Consider the following 1,283-nt stretch of genomic DNA (forward strand, 5'->3'; position numbering starts at 1 on the left):
GCCATTGTTGCGGTGATCGCGGCACATTTCACGGCGACGTTGATGGGCGAATTGCAGCCGTTTGTGGAGCAGGCGAAAGCCCGGCTCACGGAGTTGCTGACGGACTGTGGCAACGAGGCGGAGAAGTGCCTGAACGTGCTGGCGAACGCGCTGGACCATCTTGCGGCCGGCCAGTTGACGGACCCGGATGAGAACCTGAAAACGGCGGCCACCCAGGCGTCACGGGTATCGGCCAGCGCGCTTGTGCACAGCCCGCTCAGGACGATTGACAGCCTGTTCGATGCGGTGTGGGAAGTCGGCAAGGCGGGAGCGAAATCCGGGGTCAACGCGGTGGCGAAAGCGGCGGTCACGATGTACCCGGGTACGGCCGCACGGGAGATCCGCCAGATGGCGGCCAACCTGCGTGGGTTCATTCCGGTCGTGAAGCGGCAGCTCGCGCGCCTGTCCAGCGAGGACGTGGGCACGATCATGTACATGCTCAACATCCTCGTGCGGGCGGTGCAGGTTTACGAGCAGACGAAGCATCACATTGAGGCAACGGTCCGGAGCAACGCGGCCAGCCGGGCGAATCACAAGGGTGCTGGCGAGGAGAGCGACGTGCGCTCCGATGAGGCGAAGGCACGCAAGCCCGGGCCATCGGTGTGCAAAAGCTGTGCGCAGGCGTAACCTGCTATCGGAACGGTCCCCTCCATCGGCTTCGCGCTGGGCGATGAGTCCTTCAGCCATACCGATTTCGTGCTGCCCGGCACGCTGGCGGTTCAATGGTCCCGCACGTACCGCTCGAACTTCGGTGCACACGATGCGCGTGGCCCGCTCGGCCCGCGCTGGACAACGCCGTTTCACGCGAGCTTCGAAATCCGCGGAGACACGCTCGTCTGGCACGATGCCTCGGGGCGCAGCGTCGACTATCCCCTTCCGGCCATCGGCAAGGCGCACTACGATGCCGTCGAGCAGAGCACGATCACGCGCGTCGCGGACACGCGGATCACGCTAGCGCGCGGCGAGCAGTCAGGCGAGACCTACGAGCGCCAGGGCGAGCGTTTCGCGCTCACCAGAATCGCAGACCGCTCGGGCAATGCGCTGGTGCTCACGTATGCAGACGGGCTGCTCGCGACGGTCACGGGCAGTACAGGTGAGGTGGCCGGCGTCACGCACGACGAACACGGGCGCATCACGCGTGTGGCGCTGCTGGATGACGCGGGTGAGGCAACGCGCACACTGGGCACCTATGTCTACGACGATGCGGGCGATCTGGTGGAAGCCGTCGACGAAAACGGCGCGTC

At 65.7% G+C, this 1,283-nt stretch carries 1 protein-coding gene and 1 pseudogene; both read left to right on the top strand.

Features of this window, described 5'->3' with window-relative positions; all coding sequences use genetic code 11:
• Nucleotides 1-666, top strand: a pseudogene (locus tag FQ755_RS00020) (RHS family protein); the annotation flags it as partial.
• A gap of 69 nt (nucleotides 667-735) precedes the next feature.
• Nucleotides 736-1,283: DUF6531 domain-containing protein (locus tag FQ755_RS00025; protein WP_260858213.1), on the top strand; the 548-nt coding region annotated here is incomplete at its 3' end.

The organism is Paraburkholderia sp. BCC1885, assembly GCF_900996235.1.
Classification (GTDB): Bacteria; Pseudomonadota; Gammaproteobacteria; order Burkholderiales; family Burkholderiaceae; genus Paraburkholderia.